This is a genomic window from Pseudomonas sp. KCJK8993 (assembly GCF_046230915.1).
Taxonomy (GTDB): Bacteria; Pseudomonadota; Gammaproteobacteria; order Pseudomonadales; family Pseudomonadaceae; genus Aquipseudomonas; species Aquipseudomonas piscis.
Map to the genome: position 1 here is coordinate 1 of NZ_JBJJLO010000220.1, position 3184 is coordinate 3184.

1 protein-coding gene is annotated in these 3184 nt (G+C 69.6%); it reads left to right on the plus strand.

Going from position 1 to position 3184, the window contains the following annotated elements; all coding sequences use genetic code 11:
* The coding region (locus tag ACK6AU_RS31685) for an acyltransferase domain-containing protein (RefSeq protein WP_409303688.1) at positions 1-3184 on the plus strand (3184 nt) is incomplete at both ends.

Sequence of the window (3184 nt, forward strand, 5' to 3'; positions counted from 1 at the left end):
CGTGCTGGCGCTGAACCACGGACAGCTGCCGCGCAGCTTGTACGAGAACCTGACCGACGAAGTCGACTGGAGCACCTCGGGCCTCGAGGTGGTCTCCAGCCTCAGGCCATGGCCGGACACCGGTTCGCCCAGGCGGGCGGGAGTCTCGTGTTTCGGCGTGGGCGGCACCATCGCCCACGCGATCATCGAGGCTGCGCCGGTGACGCTCCAGGCACGGCCGAGTGCCCGGCCGCTTTCCGGTGCGCGGCTGTTCCCGCTGTCCGGCCAGGCGCCGCAGAACCTGCGCCACAGTGCCGCGCGCCTTGCCCACTGGGTGCAACAGCACCCCGAGGCCGCGCTGGAAGATATTGCCCATACCCTCGGGCAACGACGCGCGCACTTGCCTGCCAGGGGCGCAGTGTTGGCGAGCAATTCCACGGAGTTGCTCGAGGCCTTGGGCCAGATGGCGGCCGGCAACGATGGCGAACGCTGCTTCAGCGGCTCGATGCTGGACGGGCGAGGGCCGGTGTGGGTGTTCTCCGGACATGGTGCGCAGTGGCAGGGCATGGGGCGGGAGCTGCTGGCGAGCCAGCCGGTATTCGCCGCTGAACTGGACAGCCTGGCCGAGGTGTTCCGCGCCGAGCTGGGGTACACGCCTCGCGAGGCGCTGGAGCAGGGCGCGTTCGATTCGGTGGAGCGTATCCAGGCCACGACCTTCGCCTTGCAGCTGGCCTTGGCGGCGCTTTGGCGCAGCCTGGGGCTCGAACCCCGGGCGGCGATCGGCTATTCCACCGGTGAGATCGCCGCCGCGGTGGTCGCCGGCGCCCTGGACAAGCCATCGGCCGCGCGTTTTGCCTGCCGCCGGGCGGCGCTTTACCAGCGTTTGTCTGGCCAAGGAGCGATGCTCATGATCAACCTGCCATTCGCCGAGGCCGCCAGGCGCCTGGAAGGGCGCGCGCAGGTGGTCGCGGCAATCGCCGCCAGCCCCTCGTCCACGGTGATTTCCGGGGCGGCCGGCGAGGTCGAGCGGCTCGCCGACGAGTGGGCCGCGGAGGGGCTGGTGCCGCGGCGCGTGGCGAGCGATGTGGCGTTCCACAGCCCACACATCGACCAGCTCCTGGAGGACATCCGCCAAGCCGCTGGCGAACTGCGCTGCCTGACGCCGCGCCTGCCCCTGTACAACTCGACCCTGGACGATCCCCGGGCCCTGGTACCTCGGGATGCGGATTTCTGGTGCGCGAACTCACGTAACCCGGTGCTTTTCGAGCAAGCGGCGACGGCCGCCCTGGAGGACGGCTTCGAGCTGTACCTCGAGGTGTCGAGCAAGCCCATCGTCGCCCACGCCCTGAAGGAGACCGCCGATGCAGGTGGGCGCGAGCATGTACTGGTGTGCCCGAGCCTCAGGGAGGGGCGCCCGGAGTACCCGGAACTGCTCGCCAGCCTCGCTCGTCTGTATTGCCACGGCGCCGACTTGCAATGGCCGGCTCCGGGAGTCTTGCTCGATCTGCCGAGCATGGGCTGGAACCACCAGCGCTACTGGACCACGGCCTTGCCGGTGCGGGCCAACCTGGGCAAGGGCCACGATCCGCTGCGGCATTCGTTGCTGGGCAGCCACCAGCTGGTACGCAGTGCGCCGCCCTGTGACATCTGGCGCACGCGGCTGGATTTCGAACTGCGTCCCTATCCGGGCAGCCATCCGATCTGCGGTGTGGAGATCTTGCCGGCGGCGGTCTTGCTGAACAGCTTCATGCAGGCCGGGACGCGGGACGGGCAACTGCCGACCCTGCGTGACGTGGTGCTGCGCACGCCCGTGGCAGTGGAAGGTACGCGGGATATCCAGATCGTCAGGCAGGGCCAGCAGATCCGCCTGTGCAGCCGTCTGGACGATGAGGCGGCGCAATCCGAGCAGGAGCGCGAGCTGGGCTGGTTGACCCATACCACCGCCAGCCTGGACTGGAACACCGAGCTGCAAGGCCCGGCGCCCGAAGTGGCGGCCTGGCAGGCTCACTGCCGCGAGTCGCTGGAGTGGCCGCAGCTCGAGCCGATGTACCGGCGCCGGGGTATCGCCGACTACGGCTTCCGGTGGCATATCGGTTCGTTGCGGCGCGGGCCGGGCCGGCTGATGGCGACGATCCGGGCGCAGCTCGGTCCGACCCAGGCCAACAGCTGGGCGGTGGTGCTGGATGCCGCGCTGACCAGCCTGCCGCTGTTGTTGCCGGATGACGATCTGTTGCGCATGCCGGCGGCTATCGCCTCGCTGTGCGCGAGGCCTACGCCGCCGGAGATTTTTACCCTGTGCGCCGAACGGGCGCCGCGCACTGGCGAGCGCCAGCCCATCGACCTGCTGGTGCTCGATGAGCGGGGAGAGCTGGCCGCGCGCATCGAAGGCCTGGTGTTCATGACGGTGGACCGCCAGGATGAACTGGCCCGCGGCAGCAGTGCGACGGTGTTCGTCGAAGACTGGGAGACCTGTCGCTTCGAGCCCCCCACCGAGCCGCTGCCGCAGTTGCTGCTCCTGGGACCGGACGACGACGCCGCGCAGCGTTTGTCCCTGGGGTTGCGTCGGGCCGGGATCGAGCATGCCCGGGTGCGAGACGGCGCCGAATTGCGCTTGAATGGGCAGCCGACGCTGGTGCTGGTGCTCGGTAGCGCACCGGCAGACGATGAGGCGTTGCCGGATGCGGTCGAGGCCAATGCCTGGAGACTGCTGCAAGCTACGCAGCAGGTCCAGCGCCTGGCCCTGGAGCAGCCATCCCTGCGCCTGGGTTGCGTGACCTTCGGAGTCAAGGCCATGGCCAACCGGATCGCCCTGGCCCAGTCGCCGCTGTGGGGCGTGGCGCGGATCGTCGCCGGCGAACAGCCAGGCCTCTGGGCAGGCTTGATCGACATCGACCCGGCAGCCTTGAACAGCGACAGCACCTTCGGCCTGCTACGAGGCGCCCTGGGGCACAAGAGCGAGGATGTGCTGGCCATCGGTACCCAGGCCTGCCAGGTCCTGCGCTTGCAGGAGGCAGTCGCGCCAGGCCCCAAGGGCAAGCCGCAATGCGTTCCGCACGCCAGCTACGCCATCACCGGCGGCTTCGGCGCCCTGGGCCTGCAGGCCGCCCAGTACCTGGTGAACCAGGGGGCACGGCGCCTGGTGCTGATCGGCCGCCAAGGCTTGCCGGCACGCAGCGCCTGGCCCGCGCTGCAGGATCCGCAACAG